Origin of the sequence: Pseudoalteromonas phenolica (assembly GCF_044788725.1) — a bacterium.
Lineage (GTDB): Bacteria > Pseudomonadota > Gammaproteobacteria > Enterobacterales > Alteromonadaceae > Pseudoalteromonas > Pseudoalteromonas phenolica_C.
Genome location: NZ_CP173162.1, coordinates 857,930 through 882,768, shown reverse-complemented (window position 1 = coordinate 882,768; position 24,839 = coordinate 857,930). Strand labels below are relative to the sequence as shown.

At 39.5% G+C, this 24,839-nt stretch carries 19 protein-coding genes; 9 read left to right on the top strand and 10 right to left on the bottom strand.

All coding sequences use genetic code 11. The features are described from left to right. Window positions 1–225: 225 nt before the first annotated feature. Window positions 226–1,857 carry a methyl-accepting chemotaxis protein gene (locus tag ACH784_RS21345; RefSeq protein WP_404395844.1) on the top strand — a complete coding sequence of 544 codons (1,632 nt, stop codon included), beginning with the start codon at window positions 226–228 and terminating at the stop codon, window positions 1,855–1,857. 230 nt (window positions 1,858–2,087) lie between these two features. Next, window positions 2,088–2,480 (top strand): hypothetical protein, encoded by a 393-nt coding sequence (locus ACH784_RS21340; protein WP_404395842.1) that lies wholly within the window; start codon window positions 2,088–2,090, stop codon window positions 2,478–2,480. Window positions 2,481–2,606: 126 nt separating this feature from the next. Here ACH784_RS21340 and ACH784_RS21335 read toward each other — a convergent pair whose 3' ends face one another. Then, window positions 2,607–3,137 carry a TetR/AcrR family transcriptional regulator gene (locus ACH784_RS21335; RefSeq protein ID WP_404395840.1) on the bottom strand — a complete coding sequence of 177 codons (531 nt, stop codon included), beginning with the start codon at window positions 3,135–3,137 and terminating at the stop codon, window positions 2,607–2,609. 120 nt (window positions 3,138–3,257) lie between these two features. Here ACH784_RS21335 and ACH784_RS21330 point away from each other — a divergent pair, with 120 nt between their 5' ends. The 3 genes from ACH784_RS21330 to ACH784_RS21320 all read left to right on the top strand — a co-directional run bounded on the left by ACH784_RS21330 (window position 3,258) and on the right by ACH784_RS21320 (window position 5,898). Beyond that, window positions 3,258–3,470 carry a hypothetical protein gene (locus tag ACH784_RS21330; protein ID WP_404395838.1) on the top strand — a complete coding sequence of 71 codons (213 nt, stop codon included), beginning with the start codon at window positions 3,258–3,260 and terminating at the stop codon, window positions 3,468–3,470. Between the two features lie 44 nt (window positions 3,471–3,514). Next, window positions 3,515–3,958, top strand: a complete 444-nt coding sequence (locus ACH784_RS21325) for a hypothetical protein (protein ID WP_404395836.1) — start codon at window positions 3,515–3,517, stop codon at window positions 3,956–3,958. 95 nt (window positions 3,959–4,053) lie between these two features. After that, window positions 4,054–5,898, top strand: a complete 1,845-nt coding sequence (locus ACH784_RS21320) for a S41 family peptidase (protein WP_404395834.1) — start codon at window positions 4,054–4,056, stop codon at window positions 5,896–5,898. Window positions 5,899–6,131: 233 nt separating this feature from the next. Here ACH784_RS21320 and ACH784_RS21315 read toward each other — a convergent pair whose 3' ends face one another. Continuing rightward, window positions 6,132–6,464 (bottom strand): hypothetical protein, encoded by a 333-nt coding sequence (locus ACH784_RS21315; protein ID WP_404395833.1) that lies wholly within the window; start codon window positions 6,462–6,464, stop codon window positions 6,132–6,134. Between the two features lie 47 nt (window positions 6,465–6,511). On the opposite strand from ACH784_RS21315, the gene ACH784_RS21310 reads away from it, so the two are divergent. Continuing rightward, window positions 6,512–6,817, top strand: a complete 306-nt coding sequence (locus ACH784_RS21310) for a hypothetical protein (protein WP_404395831.1) — start codon at window positions 6,512–6,514, stop codon at window positions 6,815–6,817. Window positions 6,818–6,825: 8 nt separating this feature from the next. Next, window positions 6,826–7,164 carry a hypothetical protein gene (locus ACH784_RS21305; protein ID WP_404395829.1) on the top strand — a complete coding sequence of 113 codons (339 nt, stop codon included), beginning with the start codon at window positions 6,826–6,828 and terminating at the stop codon, window positions 7,162–7,164. A gap of 34 nt (window positions 7,165–7,198) precedes the next feature. Here the strand turns inward: ACH784_RS21305 and ACH784_RS21300 are convergent, their stop codons facing one another. Then, window positions 7,199–7,519 (bottom strand): hypothetical protein, encoded by a 321-nt coding sequence (locus ACH784_RS21300; RefSeq protein ID WP_404395827.1) that lies wholly within the window; start codon window positions 7,517–7,519, stop codon window positions 7,199–7,201. Window positions 7,520–7,528: 9 nt separating this feature from the next. Then, window positions 7,529–7,879 carry a hypothetical protein gene (locus ACH784_RS21295; RefSeq protein WP_404395825.1) on the bottom strand — a complete coding sequence of 117 codons (351 nt, stop codon included), beginning with the start codon at window positions 7,877–7,879 and terminating at the stop codon, window positions 7,529–7,531. Window positions 7,880–7,942: 63 nt separating this feature from the next. On the opposite strand from ACH784_RS21295, the gene ACH784_RS21290 reads away from it, so the two are divergent. Then, window positions 7,943–8,314: a hypothetical protein gene (locus tag ACH784_RS21290; protein WP_404395823.1), complete on the top strand. Its 372-nt coding sequence runs from the start codon at window positions 7,943–7,945 to the stop codon at window positions 8,312–8,314. 33 nt (window positions 8,315–8,347) lie between these two features. Here the strand turns inward: ACH784_RS21290 and ACH784_RS21285 are convergent, their stop codons facing one another. Next, on the bottom strand, window positions 8,348–8,686 hold the full coding sequence (locus ACH784_RS21285; protein WP_404395822.1) for a hypothetical protein: 339 nt from the start codon (window positions 8,684–8,686) through the stop codon (window positions 8,348–8,350). A gap of 143 nt (window positions 8,687–8,829) precedes the next feature. Then, window positions 8,830–9,186, bottom strand: coding sequence for a hypothetical protein (locus ACH784_RS21280; protein WP_404395820.1), 357 nt, complete (start codon window positions 9,184–9,186; stop codon window positions 8,830–8,832). A gap of 209 nt (window positions 9,187–9,395) precedes the next feature. Here ACH784_RS21280 and ACH784_RS21275 point away from each other — a divergent pair, with 209 nt between their 5' ends. Then, a complete protein-coding gene (locus ACH784_RS21275) occupies window positions 9,396–10,403 on the top strand; it encodes an IS110 family transposase (protein ID WP_404395818.1) in 1,008 nt (335 codons plus the stop codon). Between the two features lie 393 nt (window positions 10,404–10,796). Here the strand turns inward: ACH784_RS21275 and ACH784_RS21270 are convergent, their stop codons facing one another. The 4 genes from ACH784_RS21270 to ACH784_RS21255 all read right to left on the bottom strand — a co-directional run bounded on the left by ACH784_RS21270 (window position 10,797) and on the right by ACH784_RS21255 (window position 24,819). After that, entirely contained in the window at window positions 10,797–11,096 is a 300-nt protein-coding gene (locus tag ACH784_RS21270) for a hypothetical protein (RefSeq protein WP_404395816.1), read from the bottom strand. Between the two features lie 431 nt (window positions 11,097–11,527). Next, window positions 11,528–12,160: a hypothetical protein gene (locus tag ACH784_RS21265; RefSeq protein ID WP_404395814.1), complete on the bottom strand. Its 633-nt coding sequence runs from the start codon at window positions 12,158–12,160 to the stop codon at window positions 11,528–11,530. Window positions 12,161–12,169: 9 nt separating this feature from the next. After that, a complete protein-coding gene (locus tag ACH784_RS21260) occupies window positions 12,170–23,404 on the bottom strand; it encodes a SpvB/TcaC N-terminal domain-containing protein (protein ID WP_404395812.1) in 11,235 nt (3,744 codons plus the stop codon). Next, entirely contained in the window at window positions 23,401–24,819 is a 1,419-nt protein-coding gene (locus ACH784_RS21255) for a hypothetical protein (RefSeq protein WP_404395811.1), read from the bottom strand. The genes ACH784_RS21260 and ACH784_RS21255 overlap by 4 nt, the downstream gene beginning before the upstream one ends. Between the last annotated feature and the right edge of the window lie 20 nt (window positions 24,820–24,839).

Genomic DNA, 24,839 nt, shown 5'->3' with positions numbered 1-24,839 from the left:
GAGTTACTTCTTAAAATATAATTTCAATACACCTCATACTAAAACCAATTCAAACTTCACCTTGCTAACTATAGATATTTAAAAACACTCACTTTTTTAGTTTTGTTATTTTCAATCAACGTCTTGTAACAGCAGTTGTGTAAAATAATTTATTCCCCAAAGATTAATTAGGGGAAATTTTTGAAAAATACATAATACTTATAAGATTACGAATTCGGGGAAAAAATGATGTACCTAAAAAACCTCAGTGTAAGAACACGGCTAATAATGCTTGTATTCCTTCCCTGCTTGGCGTTTTTGCTGCTGGCTATAACGTCTCTGATGCTAAGTAGCTCTTTAGTTGCTGGTATTCAAAGTATCAACAATGACAGAGTTGTCCCGCTCAAACAAATTAAAGTTGTGTCAGACAATTACGCCGTAAGCATTGTTGATAATTTACATAAATATAATGCCAACTTAATGTCTAAATCTGAGCTACTAAAAGCAATTAAAGATGCCGAAAATATTGCCTCTAAACAATGGTCAGCATACTTACAGACTGAATTAACTCCCGAAGAAGCACGATTGATTAAAGAAAGCGAAGTGCTGTTTGATCAAGTTAAAAGAAAAGTTGAAGCCTACAAAGCAATCCTCAATAACAATGAAACACTCGCACCTTCACCACAAGATTTTGTTAAAACTCTATACGATACTTTTGATCCCTTTAGCTCAAGCTTAAATGCGCTGATTGATTTGCAGCTAAATACCTCGCAAATGTTTGCCGATTCAGCGGCACAAGACTATCAAAGTCAAAGAACGCTATTAATCACAGCCTGCATTGTGCTACTCATTATTATGATTTTACTCGCCATAGCGATTAACCGTTCAATTACTTCACCGCTTAATAACATCAATCAACTCATGGCAGACATCGCTAATAATACAGATTTAACCCTTAGAGTGGATGAAAGTGGGCATGATGAGTTTGCGCAAACAGGCGCCAGCATTAATACCATGCTTTCTCATTTCAATGCTTTAATTACCGAGCTTTTGCAGCTTGTCACTAACCTTAGAACACAAACTGAAAGCTTATCAGAGAACAGCATCTCAATTGCCAGCAGCACTGAACAGCAGCAGCAACAAACCACTATGCTTGCAACTGCCATTACACAAATGAGCGCGGCGATTAAAGGGGTCGCTGATACAGCAGTAACTACCTCCAACAAAGCGAATGAATCAGATGCTGTTTCTCAGCAGGGGTTGCAAAGTGTACAAGATAACATCCAATCTATTAATCAACTGAATCAGTTACTTACACAAACTAAAACCGATATAGATTTACTAAGTGACAAAACAAATGAAATTAACAGTGTGGTACAGATTATTCAAAGTGTAGCTGAGCAAACTAATCTGCTTGCACTTAACGCAGCCATTGAAGCCGCTCGAGCAGGCGAGTCTGGCAGAGGGTTCGCAGTGGTTGCCGATGAGGTAAGACAATTGGCACACAACACCCAAAAAGCCACAGAGCAGATCAGCGAAATGATTGTTTCATTGCAGGATGCATCTAAACGTACTGTCAGCAGCATGGATGAAGCTGCAGCTCAAACTGAGCGTAGCGTCTCTATTGCTGCAGGCTCCGCCGAATCGATACAAAAGATCACATCAGCCATTACTGAAATTGCAGATCTGAATGTAGTGATCTCAACTTCGACCGAGGAGCAAACAACGGTTGCCAATGAAGTGTCAGAAAATATTAACCAAATCACATCAAGCATTAAAATTGTCGCTGATAGTGCTTCTGATAATGCCCAAACCAGCAAAAGTTTACAGCTAATAGCAAACAAGCTGGAAGAAGACATTACAAAATTTAAAGTTTAACTTTAAGTGCTATAGCATCAAAATTAGGTGAGTGAGGAAGCTTCACCTAATTTTGCTGTTAATGCCACCCTCACTCATTTTATATTGTTCGCCTACCGTAAGCTTCAAAATAACAAAGATAATTAGCAGTTATTAAACATAGAAAAAGGTCTATTTGTCTCTAATTTGTAGCCGTCTTCATTGATTAAATTACAATGAACAGCTGCTAATATTCATCAAGAGCTACGAAAATGTCTAAATTTGTATTTATTGCAGTAATCGCATTTGTGGTTGGTGCATTCATGTTAAGTAATAACTTTGACAGCCTAGAGCATGGCGAAGCCAAGTTTGTTTATGACACCTCGACTGTCGATACCGCCGTTGCAAACCAACTACACCAATTTTTAATAGAAGAAGCCATTTACGATGATAAAACGGGTGACGTTTTACTATTGAAGAAGAGCAAAGCGGGTGTGTGGGTTGCAAAATTCCCAGTATATCAAGGTGGTGAAATATCCCCGCTGGTACGAAAAAATATAGAAAAATTAAGCATAGACATAAAACAAAATGTATTGAATAACGAGCCATTAGAGGTGCATATCACCAATGCAGGTTTCCAATCAGTACAATTTTTCAAAGTCTAATGTATGAAACCCATCCTCAAAATGAGTACTTAATTAAGAGGGGTGCTATAAGGATTTCTCTTTCTCATCTGTCAGTATGGGAAAGAGAGCTCTCATTTAATTTGATACAAAATCGAGCAAAGAAACTCACTTAAGCTCAGAGATGAAATCCAGCTTGTTACGTAATTTATTTATCAAAGAAACCCCTGTTTCTGAGTCATCATTCAAGCCTTCTAATAAAGTCATAAAGTATACATCCATTAATAAGCTGGCATAGAAAAGTTGACTTTCATTACCTGAAACAAGCTGAAGTTTAAACGCACTAAGCTGAGGATTTAGTGATTGGCTTTGCCATAAAATTTCTTTGAAAAGTTCTTTACTAAACTCTCTTTGCGATAAGTAGAAAGGGTATAGAGCAGAAGCAAAATGCAATAAGCGATCTTTCGCAGTCTTTGAAGTGTCAGACTCAGCTGTTGTTACCAACAAATTCGTGAGTTGCACTTCTAAGCCAGATTTCAGCAAATCAATTTTATTTGGAAAATGACTAAACACGGTCCCTGTCGCGACACCTGCCGCTGCCGATATGTCTCTAGTGCTAGTTTTTTCATAGCCATTATCTTTAAAAAGTTGCCATGCCGCAGCTAAGATCCGCGATCTTGTTTGTTCTCTTTTAGACACTTTGCCCCCCGAAATAATGCGCCATTAAAACAATTTTATAAAAAGTTGCAAAGTTTTTATTGATAAATGAGCGCGCTCAATATTAATATGAGCACGCTCATTTATTTTTTGGAGATTAAAATGGATTTATTTATTCGTATTATCGGTGCTTGCATTTTTTTACCTTTTATAAGCTTTTATAGTTATGTTTTAGGCCCAATCTTAAAACTTGTTTTGGTGCCCGGCGGACTGCTATTGTTGTTGCTTATTTTGGGAAAAGAAGATGGTGTTGATCCTTTAGTTAAAGCTTTTAAAAATGAAGCTAAAACACCTGACAGTATTGAAGCGTCTTAACAATTAACCACTAAATTATATAGCTTTGAAAGGTTCGACTTAACATGAAAACTAAATTCTCAGGGGCATTTTTGCTGATAAGCGTCGCCTTACTTGCCCTTTTTACTGCTTTAGCACATATGTCTTGCATCGTGCTTGGTCCAGAGTGTTATCGTGCGCAAATGGCACCTGAATATTTAGTTGAATTATCTGAGCGCGCACCTTGGCGTGCCGCGTTAGAAACGACTTTGGTATCACTGCTATTTGTTGCAACCTCGGTTTATTGCTTATCGGGAGCGGCAGTGATCAGAAAATTGCCATTACTGAAGCCAGCCATTATGACTATTTCTGTGCTTTGCACCCTCAGAGGGATAGCCACAGTACCTTTGAGTGTGCTCTTTCCTGATCAGGTGACCATATTTTCTCTTGTTGCAGGTGCTCTTTGGTTTTTAGCTGGCGTATGTTCTTTTATCGGTTATCACAGAATCAATGCCGAAGTAAAAGTTTGAGAATTTAATAAGGATCAGCTTATTCAAAAACCACAAAATATTTACTTTGTGCAAAAAACACTCTAATTTGTACCTAAAAGGCAAAAGGAGTTGTTATGAAAAAAGCGATATTTACACTGGTAGTAACTTTTTCACTTATTGGTTGCGGGTCTGATAGTGATAAGCCTAACAATAAACCAACTGAATCATCGAATAAACTCGAAGCAATCTCCCCTCTACCAAGCTCGCCTCAACATAAACCAGATGTTTCTTATGATGAACAACTACAATTAGACATAGAACAATTTGTTAAGCTTGCCCACTCAGTTCAGTACTTCTACCCCTCAATAGCAAGCCAGAACTCAGATTGGCCACTTTTTATAGCTGAAAGCATTATAGAGTTAAGCCAAACCCCAGAACAAGAGAGGGCTGACAAAGGCTTATTTTTGCTCAGACAAATTGCACCATATTTGACTACCGATGAGACATTATTACCAGAGGTGAACGATAACACGGAAGTCTCAACTTGGTTACAAAATGCACCTTTAAACCAAGCAGTGTATACACGCACGCTACTAACACAAAGCTATGGTGAATTGAAAAACCGTGACTATTCCAGCAATAACTTAATAGCCGAGGTAGATTACTTTCAAGAAGCTTTATATTTTCCCTTATATCTTCCTGAGAATTTAGAACTTCAAGGTCAAACCTTTCAACAACTGGGTCGCTGGCAGCTGTCTGAAGAGTTTCAACATACTGAGATTTGTATGGCATCAGTCTCAAGCATGTGGGCAGCTATCAATCATTTCTGGCCTTATTTCGACCAAATTTCAGTGAATTGGCAGAACAGTTTGCCTAATTTACTTCAAGCTTGTACTGAAGACGATTTCATACAAAAACGAGCAAAAATATACACTGAGTTCACCAAACTAAAAGACAACCATATCATTATTGCACTCCCTACTCCCGAGCAGCACGTGCAAAATAAGTATATCCCTTTTTTATACGAACTTGTTGAAGGTAGGGCCATTGTCGTTCGCGAAGAGAAAAGTCAACAAACAGGCGTAGAGATTGGCGATGAAATTCTGAAAATTAATGACCAAGACATCCATGATTATCTTGAAGACAAAGCCGATTCTTCACTGAAAAGTGACCTACAACGTAAAACAGTACCAGCTTACACTGATGTGTTTACTGCATCGCTTGAAAGTATTGAGTATCAAATCAAGAAGCCGAATGGACAAACGAATACGATTCAAGTCACGCCTAAACCAATAGAAGCACTAACTCGTTTTCATGGCTTGAGATATGTGCCTAGACGTGATGAAAAAGTTGAAGTGCTTTCAAATGGGTTTTACCGACTGAATATTTATAATATTTCAAGTAACGACACCGCTGATGTACTTGAGCAATTAAAAGATGCCAAAGGGGTGATATTAGACATGCGAAATTACCCCACTGATTGGCATGGCTGGCAAACTGTCTTGAGTTGGTTTATTAACAATACAGCCGTAAACGATACAATCTCATATTCATGGCAAGGGGCACCAAATCAAACAGAAATTAAGCAACAGCCATTATCTCAAACTATTCAGCCTGCACAGAACCAGTTTAAGGTTCCCGTAGTTGCGCTTTCTTCACGGTACAGCCAAAGCTCTAATGAGCACAGCCTTATATTTGCCAGAAGTGGTGGTATTCCAATTTTAGGTGAACCGACTTCAGGCATTAATGGCAACATAATTGAAATGGGCTTATTCGGAGGTTTCAATCAAAACTCAGCTCAGGGCGTCACTTTCATTTACACCAATATGAAAGCCAACCGTTTAAATGGTGATGCCTTGATCAATGCTGGTGTGAAGCCTGACATATTAGTACCTAGAACGATTCAGAGTCACCGCGTTCAGGTAGATAACCAACTGACTGCAGCAATTGAATATTTGAAACAACAGCTCGAACAATAAAAACATCTCCAATAGTATTTTTGGTCATGCTTCAAGTCCAAGCATTAGTATGAAGGATAACCAATGGGTTCAGATAAAACTTGAGCAAGATGCGGTATTTGATGGTAAGACAATCTGGTACTTGGCTGGTCGCCAAACTAAATGGCATTTGATTCGATAACTATTCTATTTATTTTATTGGTTTTTTGAGAATAAACTCTAAGAAACTGGCAATCTGTCAGTTTCTTAATTCTCTAACAATTAATATCACCAATACAGATGTAACGAGTGTCGAATGAATTACCCCATGCATTACATGTACGGTTAAATTCAACTTGTACCTTAGTTTTAGAATGATAGGCTGACAACAGCGTCGAAACCATTAAATCATAATTTAGTTTACTGTCCTCAAATGCAAATCTCGCCGTAGTATTACACTCTCCAGAAACGTTATTCTGCAGTTTAAAGACAATAATTTTTTTGCCATTACTCTCAAATGGAACGAGCCCAGTAATAAGGCCAGTTTGTCGCTCGGCAAACGCCTTAAAACTAAAAATCAGCAATAGAACCATAGGTATATATTTCATAAGTAATCCTTTAATATAAAAAACTTTCAATATTTTAAGGAGTAAAAATGAAGAAAACACTCATTTTATTTTGTGTATTTATGCCTTTTTTGGCTTTCGGCTCTACGAAGAGTATGACTATAGTACCAACAGGCTGGAAAATGGAAAACTACTTTGGAGACAGCCTAGTAGTGTTTTTTAGCGGTTCAACTTGTAAAAATGGTCGGTTAACCTTTCCCAGCCATGCCACTATTCATGATAAAAATAGATTTTGGAGTTTAATACTTTCAGCAAAAGCGACTAAGTCTAAAGTTTTTGTAATATATAAAGACGATGCTCTATGTACTCTGGTTAGTTTTGCAACTGTAGGTTAATAAAAATTATGCTAAAAAAACTTTTAATCGCTATCTTCATAACATCAATGCCAGCATATGCTGGAGGCTGGACTAAAACAGCCAGTGTTATTGATATAGAAATAATTCGCGCTCAGGGTTTTCAAATAAGGGGAGAGTTTGGAAATCCATCTGAATGCTCTAATGCAAACTCAATATTTGTTGCTGTAGATCATCCTCAGTATGAACATATTTTAGCTGTTGCAATGACGGCATTTATGGGTAACAAAAAACTACAAGCTTATTCCCATAAATGTGTTGAATATGGCTGGCATGGCGGTAGCTTTAATCAACTAACTGGTGCGGGCTCTTTGTACTTAAAAAATTAATCATTCAGGCAGCCAGATTCACAGCTGCCTTTCTTTATTTTATATACATATCTTTAATCTTGAACCAGCCGCCCTCACATCCATCAATTGTTACAACTACTTCTTCTTGTGTTGTCTTCGCTGTCATGATTGCAGAAACAATGATGGAGTGCGGGTTACTTAGCCCTACCCAACCACCGCCAGAAGTGCAACTAAACTTTTTAGCTGCATTAGGAATGCCTTGCTTGCCACTGTTAATCTTTATAGCCAGCGAGCCACTTTGAGACACAAAAATGTCTGTGATTTTGCCTGTATCTTGTGTGTAAGCAACAGATAAAAATGGCAATAACAGTAGTAAAACAGTCAACTTTTTCATGAATTTTCCTTATAAAATGACAACTCTAGAAACCGAAGGCTTATCGCTTAAATGCTCTATACCACTGGTTCCGCAACGATCTCCATCAACTGCAATTTTAACTTCTTTGTCTGACATTTTTGCCGCAAGCAAAACACTTAATACAGACTCCACATCAGCATTTGACGTTTCTACTGAGTTCAAGCCTGATTGTTTGCAGTTGGCAGGGTTAAGCGCAGTTCCTGTGGTACGAAAAAGGAAGAAACCTTGCTTATAACCAGTATAAATTTCTAAAACTTTTACATTACCAGACCATTGGTCTTCAGCTGCAACACTCCCCATACTGAAAAGCATGAAAGACAAAATAAAATACTTTTTCATTTAATTTATTTCCTAGAGAATTACAAGTAATATTCTTTTGAATTATAAAACTAAAGGAATATTATGCATATATTAAAAACAACTATGATAATGCTAAGCATATCTGTCACTTCAATTACTTATGCTGCTTCTCTCTCGTGCAAGGGCACTGTTGATCAGGTCGCTTATCATGCTGACAACCGATTTATGGTAAAATTAAGTAGCATGAACCGGCCTGTATTCTTTTGTAATCCTGAGCAAGAATGGTCTGTCACTGGCACCAATTATAAAACTGGGCCTGAAACATGTAAAATGCTGTACTCTACATTATTAACCGCGAAAGCCACTAAGTCAGAAGTTGATTACATTCATTTTGATGGAGATGCAGTACCTGCTTCTTGTAATGATTGGAAAGCTTGGGCATCTGCAAACATACGTTATATCAATGTAAAATAAAGCGCTATATGCGCTTTATTTAATCTATGATTATTAATAATCAGCCTCAATAAGCCTAATTCTCTGATAGTTACTCAAACAGTCATTTTCTGCAGTCGATAGCCATACTTTAATCTTTTGTTTTGATTGTGCAACTGAAAGGGCCAGAGAATACATAATATGGAACATATTATCATCTCTATGCATCGCATACATGCTTTTAGCAGAGCAGGTGGTATTCAAATGCTGAGGGGTTTCTACTGGATCTAGATATAAGTTACCTGTATTAGCACTTACACGTACTTTATCGACCGTGAAGTAACTGGTTTGTGATGTAGAAGCGAATAGTTGGCTTGAGGAGGTAAGCAGAAAAGCTAATAATACATACTTCATTTTTGTTTGTTTTGTTAATATAAAGTGAGAGGTATAGTAACAATTAATGAAATATAATTCTTTATTAAGCTAATGATTTATGTAAACAAATATAAAAGCTCAAGTCTATGAGCTTTTGAAAGATGGTTTGATTTAAGCACAGATTACCTAAACCCGATATAACCAAAATCCCAAGCTCTATCTCGAACTTTACAGCTATCTAGATAATTAACATATAAAGCTCTGTCTAATGTTTTAGCTGAGATTACTGTACTTAATACAGCATTAAATAAAGGGTGTTCTGTTGTAATAACCACTCTATTTAGACCATTCTCTTGATTGCAAGAATTTGGCAACCCTTCTACATAAAAAGACAAAATGCCGATATCATTTACATCGTACTTTGACCAATTATCTGAATGTAAGTCAAACTTCGTGATTTTTCCATAATGCGAACCTGCATGTACTTTAAATGCAGTTGCTAGAGAAAGAAGTATAAGAAAAAGAGTGTTTATTTTCATTTTATATCAACTTTTTAACATTTTCTAAAGCGCTGATTTTAATAGAATAAAAAGGAAAATGGAAATAATTATAAATAAAAAGGTTAACTAAATATACTTAACCTTTCTAATATTGCACAATGCAAGACCTGATAATCCTCTAGTCAGCCTCCGGGGCCTTCGTTAGCTATGCTAACAGGTGCTGAAACCAAGACTGACCGGAGACTGTTATGGCACTTTACTGTGGTATTGATCTACATTCAAATAATCATGTCATCGTTATTAATGATGAACAAGACAACACTGTTTTTTCAAAACGCATCGCCAATGATATTTCATTGTGCTTGAAGTATTTAACGCCCTTTAAAGAACAATTAGCTGGGGTTGCTGTAGAGTCAACGTTCAATTGGTATTGGTTGGTCGATGGCTTAGCAGAGCAAGGGGTTAAGATGCTTTTGGTTAACACTGCGGCTGTTAAACAATACGAAGGGCTTAAATACTCTGGTGATTTTAAAGATGCGTTTCATCTTGCCCACTTGATGCGCCTAGGGATTTTGCCTACGGGATACATCTACCCCAAAGAGCAGCGTGCGGTGCGCGATATGTTGCGCAGAAGGATGCAGCTTGTGCAGTTAGCCAGCAAGCAATTGCTGTCTATTCAAAACCAATTTTGGCGAAGTTCTGGCATTAGGGTCAGTAGCAGTCAAATCAAGAAAAAATCTTTTGAAGTGACTTTATTAAGACATCACTTAAAAACGGCTGCTGACACTAACTTACGCATTTATCGTTCAATCCAGTCTGAAATAAAGCTACTCGAAGAGGAGGTTGAAAAAGCCATCGAAGCACCGAAAAAGCTCGCATTATTGCAAACCATGACGGGAATTGGCCCCATACTTGGGCTTACCATCCTACTTGAAACGGGCACTACAACGCGATTTGAAACTGTAGGCGATTACGCATCTTATTGCCGCTGCGTGCAAAATTTACGTGAGAGTAACAATAAGAAAAAAGGCGAAGGTAATGCAAAAAGCGGTAATAAGTATCTTTCGTGGGCATTCTCACAAGCGGCACACATGGCTGTACGCTACGAACCGAAAGTGAAAGCATTTTATGACCGCAAGTACCAAAAGAAGAACGGTATCGTTGCGATTAGAGCGGTAGCGCACAAATTGGCAAGAGCGGCTTATTATATGATGAAAAACAATGAACCGTTTGATGTTAACAAAGCGTTCGGCTGATAAACCCAAGCCAGCAAAGGGGTTGGTATGAACCAGTAGACTCTGATTGGATGGGTTTATCGGCCACTTGATTTAATCATTCGCCTAGCACGTGAGCCACTAAAAGGTTGGTCATTAAATTGAACCACAGTTTCTGTTATTTCTATATGGACGCGTTGCTGGCACCGAGTATTTTGTGGAGCGAACGCTTGGGGTAAGGCAACTTACCTAGAACCAGATGGGTGACTGGTGCGGATGATTATCCGACATCAAAATAAAGAAAAAACGGGCGCGAGTGAAGATTGAGTGACTAATGTTTAATGCTGAAAATAACTCGGCAGAAATTCACTCGCGCACTTTACAACGGCTGACTAATGGGTGACACCGCTGATTTGTGGGTTTGCACGTATGTATCTAAATTGCAACGTCTATGTAGTTAATAAGCGGCTCAGTATTAGCGCAACTTTGCTTACCCTGAAATTCGACTGATACCTTTTTATTTGCTGCAGCAGCGGTTAAAGCAACCGATAACATTGCTTTGTAATACTCGTTAGTAAGATATATTTTTGAATAACTGTTACACCCAGAAAATTTTACGTAAGCCACCGAAGGTCTGACACGTATATTTTTAATTTCAACATCACTTTTTGCTGTATAAGCATTGAGGTCAAAAGATAATAAAACCAGTGTAAAAAGTAGTGCCACTTTTTTCATGATTTTTTCCTTTTCTTTTTAATTTAAATATCAAACCCGTATAGAAACAGAAACTACACTCCAAAACAAGTTAAAAAAGTAACTATCTTAACGCATTTTAGTTTCTATTTTCACCTTCTACAGGGTTATGCCCGTCTCATTTTATTTTTAATTAGGTGCAAACAATTAATGAGACACACATCAATATTACCCCCCCTCTCTTATAACTTAAGAAAACTAGGCAAAACAACCTCCTACCTCACCAGATTAATTAAAAATTAAAAGCTATATTTTACTGGAATATTTAACGACACTCGAAGAACTATAGTAATTAAAAAACCATTGAAGCAAACAGTGTCAGCCATTAGTAATTAGTATCAGTCCAGACGCTGGGATTCAGGAAAGCAGGCGGCTGAGATAAAAGAAAGCCCGCATGATGCGGGCTTTCAAAGCTAAAGATTATCGTAAACAGCTGAGTATCTTTTCCGAAGACCAGGATTACCTAAGTGCTCTTCCATTACCAACTTGGCTTTCTCTGGTGCACCTCTAAGCATATATGCAGCCGTAACAAACACATACCAATGCTGTTGCTTTAATAAAAAAGCATTGGAAGATTCATATGCTTTCAACAAGTCATCAATACCTTGCATGCTTTCAAGTAAATCAACTAGCCACTTCTCGATAAAAGAACAAATGGCTATACCAACCTTAGGATAATCTTCTTCGCCTTTTGTAAACCAGCGTTCATGATTTTCTTTAGGGGCACAAATTTCAATCGGTTGCTTAAGAAGAATATCTGGAGCATTCGCAAGCAACATTTTATTGCCACTTACAAGCTTCAAAGCCTCCTCAGATACTGAGGGTATTTTCCAAACAAAAACAGGATGAATATGCGCCTCAGCCCCATCCTCATATCTTGGGAAATAATCCGTTACAAACTCAATTTCTTGAATAGATTCCAGAAGTTTCTTCTTATATACAAGTGATCCCTTTCTCCGCTTAAAACCTAGCTCTAGTAGGGCCTGATCTACAGGCCCATCTAGCATTTTAAGCACGTTAGTTTTTGCTTCTTTAATATCATTCATATCAATATGCTATGGAACTCGAATTTCTAGTGATCGACCAACATTAATACCGCTACTTTGACCAACTCCGACAGCAGGGTTAGAAGTGTTCACACCACTATCAAAACTTCTCTGCGCAGCGGTTTTAGTTGCTGATCCAGATTTAACTTCCAAACCGATAACTCTACCTCGTGGACTTACAGCAGCACCGTCATATACACGTAGCTGTCCATTCGCATTTCTAACAGAAACACGGCCTTCAATTACATTCCAGCCAGGTTTCTGTTTTACGGCGTCCCAAACTGCTTGCTCTGCTGCTGCACCTGGGGTTCCTGGGCCGTTAGGGCTTGCAAACTTTCCGTCAGCAGTTCGCCAACCGTTTTTCCAGCTGGTTCCTCTGTTTGTAACTCTCTTTGTTGCAATCCTCTCAGCATCTTCAGCGGACACACCGGCGTCCATTAGATCTGCACCTAGCTCAACAATTTTCTGGTTCGTTGTTCTATTATCTCCATTCAATAACCTTGCGAGATCTCGACCAAATTGGGCCCAGCCTTTACCTGCTTTTGCATTAAATAGGTATTGGTAAGCTGAAGTTACAGCACCGTTAGAGAATTTACCTCCTGTAATTTTTGAAATGGTACCACCAATAGCCATAGATTGTAACGTACCAACCACCACATTATCCATACTTACCAAACCAGCAACTTGGAAACCTTTTGACAACCCAGCACTCCAGAATCCATGTCCGAAATTCCCTCCTTGTACATCTGCTATTATGCCACCAGCCAAAGCATGGGCGGTTATATGTCCTATACCTCCTGCCTGCCAGAAGCCAGCAGTAGCATCAAAGGCACTTCCGATGCCATAAAAAACAGCGGCTGTTGCTGCTGATGTAAAGCCTGCCCTCAAGCTAGCTCCAACATCTCCTGTGTGATAATAAGTTCTCTGCGCGGTGAACACGGCAGCACACCAAACTTGACAACCTGGCACAAAGTTTAGACCAACAGTAACAAAAGCAGCTACTCCATCGCTATTCATAGCTCTATCGTATGCCCAACTCGCAATTGCACCAGCAACGATCCCCCCAGACAAGCCCCCAATAATTGCACCCGCCTGACTCATAGCCGCTTTAAATAGTTTCTTAAACAAATAACCACTAGGATCGGTATAACTCAACGGATTATTCAGCACATAAGCATATGCGTTGTAATTTTGCAGGTTCAGTGGCGCTTGCACAAATGGATCAGCCTGCATAAAGCTGCCCGTGCTCGAGTCATAAATGCGACCATTCATGTGAATAACACGCTTATCATTACCCAATTTGACTGGCTCATGACCCGTGTAAGTTCTGAAGTTAGCAGACACACGATCAAAAACTGTCAAATTGAATGCAAAGTTAATTGCATCTACATTATTTAATAATGCATGAGATTTTTGCGTACCAAATACTCCGTACGAATAACGGCCCAACAGCTTGTAATTTCTATTTGTAATTGCAATCACAGAGCCTTGGTGGTCGGTAAACATCCACTGTAGCGATGCATTTCCATTCATATAATACTTTTGTTGTGCGTCATTACCTATGTAACGCTTTACAAATGGTGTTGTATCATTTGGATTCTCAGACGTTTCAACGGTAAGCTCTAGTGCACCTACATAGTAGACGGTTTGCTTTTTATCTTTACGCTTGTAACGGCGATTATTCACATCATACGCAAAGGTAACCTCTTCATTATTGGCATCAATGAAATAGGCTTTATTACGTGCCGTGTACTTTACCGTACGGTAGCTGCTGTTATTCACATACAACTTGGTTTGGTTACCGTTTGCATCGTATTCAAAGCGTTCTGTTACCTTAGTATTGGCTGCACTGCCCAAGGACATTGTATTCATTTGTGCACTTTGAGGCTGCGAACCAAGTAACGGACTATCATTCCCCCATGTACCATCAACTGGTGGTCTAATATCGATTGGTGGTGGCAAAATAACAATGGGTCCACCGGTACCGCCACCGCCATTGTCAGAGTCACTACAGCTGTCTTCATTATCAGCACTGTCGTAATCTCGACTCGTAATGGCATGTCTTGGCGCGCCATTTTCACCAAATCTTTGCGACCACTTTTTCTGCACTTTACGACACTGTGTTTTACTGCTGTTCGTGTATGTAAAAGTCTCAGCTTTGCTCTCTAAATTGCCGCTATCACTGTAGCTGAACAAGTTCAGGTCTTGCACATGGGTTACTCGGTTAAGTAAATCATACTCATAAGTTTCTTCAGGTAATGCAATTTGTGCTCGACGAGTTAAATTACCTAATCCATCAAAGCGATAACTGTCGGCCTGAATGTAGTCGTAATTGGTCGACGCTATTTCAGACAATAAGCCTCGGCTGTCATATGTGACCTCCATTAACGCGCGACCCTTTTTATAATGCGTCACTTGGCCTCGTTCATTAAGCGTCTGAAGTTCGTAATATAGTTGACCATAACGCCCTTCACGCGCTTCATGTTTCGCCACAACTTGACCATTTTGGTAGGTATTTTTGACACCTCGCGCTTCAATATACTCACCACTTTCAAGTCGACGGTAGTCGTCAAATTTTAAGCTCACACGGCCAAACTCATCATAGGCTGTCTGCTGAATCACACATTTAGACGCCAAAGGATTTGTGACTGTTTGTGCATCTGTGATGTTTCTTGCATTACCTGAGGCATCTTTATCATGATGGCTCGCCTTGATACGTAAGTCGTTCAAACGGGTATTAAAAGTAACCCCTTCTATACATTGATTGTTTTCAATGGCTGTTAGAGTCGAAGCCGAACGACCGAATGTGTCATAGAAGTAGTATTGTTCCCAGTCATTGCCTTGAGAAGCTGATATTAACTGATGAACATTGCTGAGCTCTTCACCGTACACCCAGTTGCTTTCACCCTCATTTTCTATTTCATTACTAGGCACGGTATGCCACAGCCTTATTTTTCGACCAAATGAGTCGTAACGAATATGTGTTTCTACACCACGCGCATCCGTTTGCTTAGTTAATTCACCAAATGCGTTGTGTTTATATGACCAATTACCTCTGTCTACATCAGCAGAAGTCTCTTTTCGACCCAACAAATCAAAGGTATTGGTAATTAACACATCACCATTGTCGGCTGAGGAACTCACCGTCAGTTGATTACCGCGACTGTCGTAGGTGTATGTCAACACGTTACCCAGTGCATCGGTTGCTGAAATGAGCTGGCCTAAGACATTTTTAGTAGACGACGTTTCTTGTGCTCCGGTTGACACCCCTGTACCGCTTACTTCTACTGTGTTTGTGCGCCCTGACTGCGAATAAGTGGTTGTTACATTGGTATCGTTATCTGTGCTGCTAATCACACGATCAAACACATCATATACAGTTGTAACTTCTGCGCTACCTGGTGCAGTTTGTACAAGTGCTCGACCATATTTGTCGTAACTGACTGTGCTATGCAACCAAGCGCCTTTTGCAGTTAAACTAGACGACTTGTAGGTGCGCCCCATTCTATCTAGGTATTGCTTTTCAACCAGTTCGCCATTAACCAGCTTATTCGATTGCGCCACACAAGCATCGCTGTCGTTACAAGCTGTTAAATAGGTATAGCTTTGTGTACCCGAGGTCGCATAAGTACCAATTTTTGAGCCAAATACGTCGTAAATTGATAAGGCACGAGTGCCATTAACAGTTTGCGCTTCTGTCACTTGGCCAAATACATTGCGGCTGATGACCTCTGCACCCTTTACGAATAACCCTTGTTGCTCTGCATCACCTATTTGCTTGGTATAAAGTGGGTAACGTCCCTCGTCATCAAATACAGTTTCACTTATGCGTGTTTGCTGTTCGTCGCTGGCACAACCGCTATTAGTAGTGCTAACTACTGTTGTATTACCCAAAGCATCATAAATATGTTCTGTGGTTAACTCATAATCACACCCTTGATCTTCAGCAATGACTTCGCTTTCTAACATGTAAGCATGTTCGTGCTGTGGACCATAATAGGTAAACTTAGAAGTCAGTGAATGATCAACTTTACCTTTGGCACTGTGCGTCACTGTTGATTCAGTTAATCGACCCAACACTTTGTAGGTTTCGTCATCGCCAGAAGTCGAGCCATACGTATTCTCCGTTGTTATACTTGATAACACCTTATTAGAGTTTGGTTCAACTCGCTTAGAAACTGTTTGAGTAACATTACCGTATTCATCTTGGACTGTTTCGTTAATAGAGCAGTCCATGCCACTCCTTTGAATAACACCGGTATCGACTAAATCAATTAATGAAGAGCATTCCTCTGTAGATTCATTGAATACTCTGTAAATCGAGTTAAGCCCTCGTGTGTTTCGTATAGCTTTATATTTATTCGTACTTTCACTAATAGTATCGGCACCCACTTTTTTAATGGTGCGCGCAGGCAGCCCAGTTTTAGGGAATGCCTGGTGATAACGGGTTGTAGTAGAGAATGTGTGCCCATCTTTTATGTTGGTCGTTGTCAATGCCTTAAAACCCAACATACCTCGGCCACCAAATTGAACATAAGCACCTTTATATTTATAGCTTACTGTGGCTTTGAGCGTGTCATTAATTGAACTTGGGCTATCAGTCGAGACCTCTTTAACCAAAGGCGATGGACCAATAATTGGCGTGACCTTGAGCCCTTGCTCTTTAAATGCATCTATGTCTTCTTGATCTTCTTCAAAGCCTGTATTTGAATAAGCTGAAAGCACTATCGGTCTATAGACTGATGGATCTGTCATTAAGGCATAATCGATATGGGTTTTATTCTCATAACCTTGTGTAATATCTGATAAATAACCCTCATATGGAGATTGGCCTAGATTATATTTTACAACAACTGAATCACCTGCCTTGAACAGTAAGTCTTGAACACCATCATTATTGTAATCTGCTGTGAATGCATAATCACCCTGTTCAAAATCAAGTTCACCGGTAGAGAAAGGATTAGAGCGATGTTCAACAAATGACTCTGAGTCAATATCCCAGAGGTACTGCATCCAACCCGCTGGATAATCATATTGCTTATTTCTCAGAGCAAAGTTTAGCTCAAATAGACCATCTTTATTGGTGTCCAATATCATTGGGGCAATTAAATCTGTTGGTAACTCATCCTGAAGTGGATCTGTTTTAGACCAAGCAATGTGTTTGTTATCATATAAATGTCGCTGACTCGATTTATTCAATGCCAAGCGCCACTCTTTTACCTTGTCATTATGCTCACTTGTTTTTAAGTAAATAAAATCAACTAAACCATCACTGTTTACATCTGTCGGGGTCAAATGTTCGATGTTTTTTGCCGATGAGGTTGTCACTGCACTCGAAGTAAATTGAAGAAAGCCGCCATGTGGATAGATGCCATTATTCGTACTTACATAAATTGTTTTGGCTTTGCCTTCACCACAGTCGTTACTTGGGCAACGTAATGACACGATGTCTGCCAAACCATCAAAGTTAACATCCATTGCATACCAAGGGGTATTTTTTTCAATGAAATTGGAGTAGCTACCCGGATCGCTTGAGGTTAACTGTTTTGGCACCGAAAATCTCTCAGTTTCGGTATCATACATGGCAACAAATAGTTCATTTTTATCACTGAACAATGAGTGCCACTCATTGCCACTGGATAGGGTAACTTCTTTTTGCAAAAAGACTAAATCACCATAACCATCACCATTAAAATCTGCAGTTTGTAAGCTCTTAATGAAAGCGGCATAATCACCAGTGATAGGAATAGCACCTATTTCTACATAACTATAGCCACCACGCTGTATCAGCGTTGCTCTTTCCCAGTTAAATCGATTTTCTAGGCTATGTCCGTCAAGCTCTTTTCGCTTACTTATCCAAAGAGACTGCTTACCGTCGCCGTTTTCATCTAATGCAACCATTACAACTGACTCTTCATTGTCAAAACGGCCAATAAGCTTACACGCAAGTTCTGTTGGATTTTCGAAAGTGTTGCCTTCAAAAAAGCATAGCTCATATTTTTCATGCCCCACTCTTTCCAGTGTTGCAACTTCTGGTGTGCCATCACCTTGGGTATCTAACAGGGTCATAGCAGCAAGCTTGTTATCACCCGATGAAGAAAATATGGTACTCGAAGAGCCAAAATTAATGTTGGCTGTATAACTATTGTAGTCAAACGTAATTGGGCGTTTACATACATTATTACGACATTGCGCAATACTGGTTAATAAACGTAGACCATTAGTTGCAAAACTATAATTAGGCTCGTATCGGCCTAACTCAAAGCCATTATGATTTCGAACAACAATGCTAGTGAGCTGCGAAGTTTGCTCCATTTTGCTACCATCAATATAACTTGAGCGATAAACAGGCAGTGCCTCGTATTCAAACGAGACTGTATTACCACTATAATGTATTTGGCTGATAACTCTTTCACCTGCGCCTAACTGATTTGAATTAGATGCCTCTGTGGTATAAGTATATGAAATCGTTGTGTCATCATTTTGTAGGTTGTCTTGTACAGTATGAATTAACCAGGTTAAAACTTGTGTTTCATCATTACTGTCGGTGATAGTAACTTCGCTGTTTTCAGTACCACCATAGTATTTATAACTGCCATCTTTACCACGAATGACAAACATATCTCTGCCTGTTTCATCGTGACTTACTTTGATAATTGTTTGATAACTTTTTATTTCTGTTTCATATGCAGCTAGCGTAACAAAACCAGGAATAGACAGGTTTGTGTCAAGTTTAATTAGGCGCTGACCATCAAGACAATATCTATCATCTTCGCTGAATGTAATACCTTTAAACTGGCCGTCTTGTGCCTTAGTTTGTCGACAGCGGCTAATGCTAGAAGCCGCACTTAAGCTCCAGCCTAATGCTACATTCGTGCGTGGTGCTTGTGAGTTGTAGCCTAAACTAACAGAAGGTTTAACGCCTGTGATACCTGCAGGAAGCTCAATTGGAATATTATACGTAGCGGAGCCTGCCTCGCTGACTCTAAATTGGCCAAGCGTCGGCGCCAAACCAGCGTGCTCTAACAGTATTTCATTACTAGGTGCATTCATTGGCGCTTGTGTATAGGGAAGAGAAACACTCAATGGCGATGTTTTAATACTGTCGTTAACGAGTACTCTTCTCTCATTAGAATAATTATTACTACAGTGTAAAACTCTCGGGTTGTTTTCTAATACCACACGAACACAAGCTTTTACCTTGAAACGGTACTCACCGTTATCGAATTCTTTAAACCATGAGGTTGTGTCGCCATTTGCAGGCTCAGTTGATGCACTTTGCGCAGCAATAACCTCTGCACGATAGTAGCCATTGCCATTTTCAGATACATAAAGCTCATATTCTTGCACAAGCCCGGTTGTACCCATTGCTAATTCAATGGTGCCCTGTCCATTATCAGTCGCGGTTAAACTTGGCGTTGCTAACCCATCACTTGCATCAATCGGATTGGTACCTAAGTGAGCTTCAACTAAGTTACTTAAACCATCGCCATCTGAGTCATAATCATAACTACAATCCCTCGCTGGCATGCAGTAGTCGTAAAAATCATACAGTAAACTGTAAACGATGACGTTATATTGCTGCCTCTCGGCACCTGCACTTAACATCGCAATAAAGACTTCCGCGCGTGTTTCACCTGCTTGTAATTGACCAACCCAATAAGCTTGGTTACCAGCGCCAATTCTACTGCTGGCAGTAGCGTCGCCAAGGAAATATTCAAACAAGGTACGAATAAAGGTCGCGTCATCCGCAGTGGCTAAGTCTGGGTTGGCATTAATAAGTGCACTGATCAGCTCGTTAAATGGGTGACCCATATCATATAAATAGGTCAGTAAACTCAATTGATCTCGAGTTGGTGCACGTTGTAGTAATATTACAGCGGCTTTGGTTAATCTAGTTAGTTCTGGGTGTTCTTGATTTGGCGTCCAACGGGAGCTTTTCCATTCTTCTATTTGCTCTCTGAATGCATCATAAAGCACACCAAAGTCGCGCCATTTAATGGCATTGGCTGAGATCATCTCACGATCTATTACGTGTAATTCACCATCTGACGTTTTTACATAAATTTGCCCTGCTGACGAAACATCAACTTGATGATTAATTCCGGCTGGGAAATGGTACTGCCACTGTACATGACCTGTGTCTTTATCTAATGAATACAAGCTTGCATCCATTGAACCAACATATAAATTACTGTTTTCATCTAATTGTGCTGGTGCAACAATCGGACCTTTAGACGTAAACAACCAGTCTTGAACTGTTCTTGCTGACTCGCTTGCTTGTGCTGGTCTATGACGTAGCTTGTAAAATTGATGATTCACAGAACCAAAATAAATATGGTCATCAATGTCAATACTCTCAACCAATGGGCGCGCAACCACTTTGGCTGCGACATCATCGCGTCCACTGTTATTAGTTCTAGGTTGATATAACCAAAGTTCATCTAATCCATTGCTATCATTAAATTTGTATCCTGCCAAACCTGTATCTCGGCCGGCATATAAATAGCCGTTGTCACTTACTGCGATTGGGCTATCTAATAAGTCTGGCTGCCCATCACTGCCTGTAGAATCAACCACGAGCGTACTGATTAATCTCTTATCACCTTGATAAACACCATTAGAGGCGGTAATTTCTAACCCGCCCTGCATATAACCTTGATACACTTTTTTATTAAATTGTACAGAAAGATCATTGCCTGAAAGTGCTTTATTTACGCCTGTAAATATCTCACCCGTTGCACGTACTCTTGCTGTTATCACCCCTTGTGAGGCATTTAAAAATAACCCTTTTAAGTTAAAGATAACTGGGTCATTACAACTTTGATCTTGCTCGCAGCTATAATTTACATCACACGCCGATAACGATTCACAGTTTGGCCCGACGAAAGATTGTAAAATTGGCGCCATATGATCTATGGTGATTTGCTGGCCCGCAGTACACTCATCTTTTGCATTACATGCTATTAACTCAAAAGTGTATTGACCCTGCTGCACCGAGAATTGCTCACTCATAGAGCCAGGCACATAAAATCTATTTGTGTTTATTGCACCAGACATATGCTGAGTAGACGATGATTTTTGACTCGGCAGCCCTTTCCAGTAATTCACTTTATGATATGAAGTCGAATCATCAGGACTTGGCCAAGTTAATGTGTAAGAGCCTGACTCTTGTCGCTGCTGTTCATTAAAATAAGGAGGCAAAGGTCTGGCAATCTCATGATTAATTTTAATGTAACCTTTCTGAGGGTAGCGATACACATCGCCATCAACAGAGCTATTACGACCTTTTACTGTAAAGTGTAAATTTTGACCGTGCATTTTCGGCATAGATCTAAACGTAAAATCAACTGATGTTTTACCTGCTACCGATATAGTTTGTGATTTTTCGACTGTGCCCGCCACAATCGCTTTTACATCAAACTGATCAGTATGATTAAATTTTTCAATCTTCAATTCGTATAAATTGTCAGTTTCAACATAACTAAGCGTTGGAGGACTCGGTGGTGTAGGAGCGATGACAGTGATATCACCGATATGTCTATTATTAATCGTGATATTATTTGGGTGTTTATTATCTGCGTTTTTTCTTCCCGCGGTTGCTGTCACGGAAATCTGTTGACTTGACACAGCAGACTTTGCTTCCCAGCTAATGGTAATCGTTTTTGCCTTTTCAGGATCACCTGTATCTACAACAGGCAGATCCGTAGGAATTTCGGGGTTAAAGGTAAGGTCTTTTGTATCAACACCACTGATACTCACAGCATTTAACCAGTTGGCATCACTTGAAAACTGGCCAACCTTAATCACAGCAGTAACGGTATCACCCACATTATATTTATGATCATTGCCGTTATTTTCTATAGTGCCTGATAGATTAAATCGATCTTTAAACGCGACCCTATGCTTCACGCCTTCTCGTAATGGTTTATCATTTTCATCTTTTACAACAATGTAAAAGTCGAGCTGATTAGTTTGATAACTATGTTCAGGATCATTAAATTTAAAGTTTGCTGAGCATTCAGATGCTCTATCACCTTCACAAATTGCCAATTCTTTTCTACAAACTGTTGTGCTCGCGTCTTCATTTGTGCTGGGCATGACACAAATTTGTGTACTTTTCAAACCGCTGCTGTCTCTTGCATGGACTTTGATTGACAAGTTGTCGTTTTTAAAGGCAGATAGAGGCATGTCGTCAAAATTAGCTTCTGGCGCATAATCAAATTCTACTTCGACAGTTTTTGAAGCACTCGCACCCGCGTTATCACTTATTTCTACGGTAATTGGGAATTTGTTGCTGTTACCTTCTTCTGTTGCTCGAACGGCCAGGTTTTCACATTTTATTTCGGTTGCGCTAGAAGAGCATGAACCTAAAAAACTATTACTCTCGTTAAGCCTGAAGGTATTTAAATTTAACTGATTGCCTGATTGCACATTTGAGTCTGTGATTGTAAACGAAACCAGTGCGTCTTCTCCTGGTGATAAAGCACGATTGTTAGACACTGTGATATCGCTTATTTGCGGGAAGTTATTAACCTCTACCACCGTGAAACTGTATGATTTTGTAACAACTTTAGGCGGGTATTGACTATCACGAGCCTCAACGGTGATGGTATGGCTTCCAGATGATATTTCATTGAGATCAAAAGTAATTTCACAATTTTTATTTATTTCTGGGTTGGGACAAGTTCCTCTTCTACTAAAATGTATGGGATTACTCCACATACTCCAGAGCATTAAATCCACTCCAAAGTGCGGATTATTTTGTGCTTTAGCATTGATTGTCAGAGTACCTTGACTAATTGAAATTTCATTATCCGAAGGAGCATCTATTACTACATTAAAATCTTCCGGCTTCTCAACGACATTCAGTACAGTCTTACAAATAGCATCCTTATGGCCATTGCCAACATTATAAGGAACTTTCAACGTTAAGCTATGCCGACCCAAACCTAATTTTGATTCTAAACATCCTCTATTTGGAGCAACACCCCAAAGTCCGCAAGATGAAGTAGCTAGTCGGGTTGAACCTTTGTAAATTCTAGGACTAAGAATTTTTGAAGCTCCATATTTGTCTCTCAAAGCTTCATAAAAACTGTGTGAATAAGGTATATTCTTAGTGTCAATATGATCCTCTGCACGAGTGTACTCAATGTCAGGGCAAGAGTTCTCAAATGCACTGTTTGTAAAAGAAACTGCTATTAAAGCTAAAAAAGAAAATACTTTCCCTAAGACAATTTTCATAATTGACCCTTCCAAATGACTGTCATTGGCTTAGGCGTAGCTTGTTGACCATAAGCCAGCACCCCAAAGCTTTGGGCTTGTTGCACAATCTGATTTGTAGGAATGCCTACACCCATTACGTTGTCTCGCTCTTTAATCAAAAATTGAGGACTGATACCTTGAATCCGTTTTTTATTTAAAAACACAGTCGGTGTATTAATCACCGGATGCTCAAGATCGTTTGATAAGGTAAAACTTTGCGGTTTTGGTGCTAAATTTTGCTGGTCAAAAATACGTACATCTCCATTATGAAAAAATGCATATATCCCTGTGGCTTTTGTTGTTTGAGAAATAGAATCGACGAACTTCGCAGAGTAATCACCATCGTTATTGACAATGATAGGGCTCGTTAACAATGGCTCTGCATAGTAATCTGAACAGATTAAATTTTGTTTATCGGTCAAGCGTACTTTACAAAGTCGTCCTTGGTTGCTTGCATTGGTTTCACTAAAATACAAATAATTTTCTGTTAAATTAGGAACACTGTTCACAACACCATCAAGCGTTAGCTGCCATTCTTGTTGCCAAGAAACTGGCTGCCCCTGTTCTTGATAAGCTCTATAAAAGAATAGTTTGTTGTCATGTGTAGCAAAAACTAAATGGTGCTCAGTTTGTAAAATGGTTCGCTGAATAATATCTAACCCGAGATTATAAAACGGTTGTTTATATTCACTCTTAAGACCTTTATCTAAGAAGGGGTTGGCTCTTTGAGCTGCAACATGGATCTCTGTTGAAGTAGTTTCGCCATTAAACCCATTAGCTATTAATCTAAATTTAGAGTCTGACTGTACATAAAAACTTGTAGAGCCTGATTGTAAGGCTGTGATTGGCTTAGTTGTTGCTCGGCCGTTTTGAGTATGAGTCACAGTGGCACTTGTAGAGCCCGCAAGCTGCCAAGCCACTGTCACTTGGCTATTTTCGCTTGTCTGTGCGTTTGTTTGTGTGTAGAAGGCACTGATAGACAACTCATTTTTTTCATCTACGCTGGTTGCTGTAGATTTTTGACACCCATACTTAAAGCATGCAACAACTCTAAACTGCCCAGTACCATTATAGGTATAGAAACTATTCGTAACTTTCGGCATTACGGTTACCCATGTACTGCCATTATATTTTAGGACTTTATAATACTCAGCATTTGAAGAAGGCGTCCAAGCTAGCTGGGTGTAGTCACCGACTTGTTTACTTGATACTCGTACAACTGCATCAGGTGTTAAATCTATCGGTATAAACGTCGTGATATTGCCGACCATTATCGGCGCATAGGCTTGCTCAAATTGCTCTGCAACAAATGCGGAGGCCGTCTGCACAGAGCCGATACCCAGCAGCGCTATTAATTTGAAGAGTAATGCTCTTCCATGATTGAGTATTGTCATTTTGTTTTCTTAATGTTTTT

Excerpts from the sequence above, each read along its gene's own strand:
- ACH784_RS21345 (WP_404395844.1), top strand. The coding sequence starts at position 226 with ATGATGTACCTAAAAAACCTCAGTGTAAGAACACGGCTAATAATGCTT.
- ACH784_RS21340 (WP_404395842.1), top strand. The coding sequence starts at position 2,088 with ATGTCTAAATTTGTATTTATTGCAGTAATCGCATTTGTGGTTGGTGCA.
- ACH784_RS21330 (WP_404395838.1), top strand. The coding sequence starts at position 3,258 with ATGGATTTATTTATTCGTATTATCGGTGCTTGCATTTTTTTACCTTTT.
- ACH784_RS21325 (WP_404395836.1), top strand. The coding sequence starts at position 3,515 with ATGAAAACTAAATTCTCAGGGGCATTTTTGCTGATAAGCGTCGCCTTA.
- ACH784_RS21320 (WP_404395834.1), top strand. The coding sequence starts at position 4,054 with ATGAAAAAAGCGATATTTACACTGGTAGTAACTTTTTCACTTATTGGT.
- ACH784_RS21315 (WP_404395833.1), bottom strand. The coding sequence starts at position 6,464 with ATGAAATATATACCTATGGTTCTATTGCTGATTTTTAGTTTTAAGGCG.
- ACH784_RS21310 (WP_404395831.1), top strand. The coding sequence starts at position 6,512 with ATGAAGAAAACACTCATTTTATTTTGTGTATTTATGCCTTTTTTGGCT.
- ACH784_RS21305 (WP_404395829.1), top strand. The coding sequence starts at position 6,826 with ATGCTAAAAAAACTTTTAATCGCTATCTTCATAACATCAATGCCAGCA.
- ACH784_RS21300 (WP_404395827.1), bottom strand. The coding sequence starts at position 7,519 with ATGAAAAAGTTGACTGTTTTACTACTGTTATTGCCATTTTTATCTGTT.
- ACH784_RS21295 (WP_404395825.1), bottom strand. The coding sequence starts at position 7,879 with ATGAAAAAGTATTTTATTTTGTCTTTCATGCTTTTCAGTATGGGGAGT.
- ACH784_RS21290 (WP_404395823.1), top strand. The coding sequence starts at position 7,943 with ATGCATATATTAAAAACAACTATGATAATGCTAAGCATATCTGTCACT.
- ACH784_RS21285 (WP_404395822.1), bottom strand. The coding sequence starts at position 8,686 with ATGAAGTATGTATTATTAGCTTTTCTGCTTACCTCCTCAAGCCAACTA.
- ACH784_RS21280 (WP_404395820.1), bottom strand. The coding sequence starts at position 9,186 with ATGAAAATAAACACTCTTTTTCTTATACTTCTTTCTCTAGCAACTGCA.
- ACH784_RS21275 (WP_404395818.1), top strand. The coding sequence starts at position 9,396 with ATGGCACTTTACTGTGGTATTGATCTACATTCAAATAATCATGTCATC.
- ACH784_RS21270 (WP_404395816.1), bottom strand. The coding sequence starts at position 11,096 with ATGAAAAAAGTGGCACTACTTTTTACACTGGTTTTATTATCTTTTGAC.
- ACH784_RS21265 (WP_404395814.1), bottom strand. The coding sequence starts at position 12,160 with ATGAATGATATTAAAGAAGCAAAAACTAACGTGCTTAAAATGCTAGAT.
- ACH784_RS21260 (WP_404395812.1), bottom strand. The coding sequence starts at position 23,404 with ATGAAAATTGTCTTAGGGAAAGTATTTTCTTTTTTAGCTTTAATAGCA.
- ACH784_RS21255 (WP_404395811.1), bottom strand. The coding sequence starts at position 24,819 with ATGACAATACTCAATCATGGAAGAGCATTACTCTTCAAATTAATAGCG.